Origin of the sequence: Streptomyces marokkonensis (assembly GCF_039539045.1) — a bacterium.
GTDB lineage: Bacteria > Actinomycetota > Actinomycetes > Streptomycetales > Streptomycetaceae > Streptomyces > Streptomyces marokkonensis.
On record NZ_BAABCQ010000391.1, the window covers coordinates 1 to 949 of the forward strand.

Consider the following 949-nt stretch of genomic DNA (forward strand, 5'->3'; position numbering starts at 1 on the left):
GCCGCTGCTGCGGGTCCATTGCCAGCGCCTCACGCGGCGAGATACCGAAGAAGCCCGCATCGAACTGCGAGGCGTCGTACAGAAACCCGCCCTCAGCCGCGTACGACGTCCCCACTTGACTGGGATCGCTGTCGAACAGTCCTGCGACGTCCCATCCCCGGTCGGTGGGGAACCCGGAGATCCCGTCCCCTCCCGAGGCCACCAGCCGCCATAGGTCGTCCGGCCCGGCGACCGCGCCCGGGTAGCGACAGCTCATGCCTACGATGGCGATCGGCTCGTCGTCAGCTACCGCCACCGTCGCGCCGACGGTGATCTCCTCGACGGTTCCCAGTGCCTCGGCCAGCAGGAAGTCGGCCATCGCCGCAGGGCTCGGGTAGTCGAAGACCAAGGTGGCCGGCAGGCGCAGGCCGGTCGCCGACACGAGCCTGTTCCGCAGTTCGAGCGCCGTGAGCGAGTCGAAGCCGAGTTCCTTGAACGCCTGCCCCGCCGCGATCGCGTCCCCGGACGCATGGCCCAGCACTATTGCGACCTGCGATCTGACCATTTCATCGACCAGGGCGGCCCGTTCGCTCGTGGGCACCGCCGCGAGACGCTCCGCAAGCGTCGATCCGCTGCCACCGGCACGGGCCGCGCGCCGCCGGTTGCCCTGAGCGAAGCTCCGCAGCAGTGCGGGCAGCGTGCCTGTGCCGGCGCTCCGGCGCAGGGCGGGGACGTCGAGCTTGACGGCCAGGAGGGCGGCCCGAACCATACCGTGGGCCGCGTCGAACAGGGCGAGACCGTCCGCGGGAACCAGCGGCACCAGGCCGTCCCGCGCCATGCGCTGCGCATCGGCGTCACCGAGCCGCTCCAGCATGCCGCCTTCGTCCCATGGGCCCCAGGCCAGTGACTGACCCGCCAAACCCTCACCACGACGCACCTCCGCGAGCGCGTCCAAGAACGCATTCGCCGC

The 949-nt window shown here is 70.9% G+C and carries 1 protein-coding gene and 1 pseudogene; both read right to left on the bottom strand.

Annotated elements, in window-relative coordinates:
- Positions 1-853 (bottom strand): acyl carrier protein (locus tag ABEA26_RS36045; RefSeq protein WP_345598302.1); only part of this gene is annotated, 853 nt, incomplete at its 3' end.
- Positions 854-871: 18 nt separating this feature from the next.
- Positions 872-949: pseudogene (locus ABEA26_RS36535) on the bottom strand (KR domain-containing protein); the annotation flags it as partial.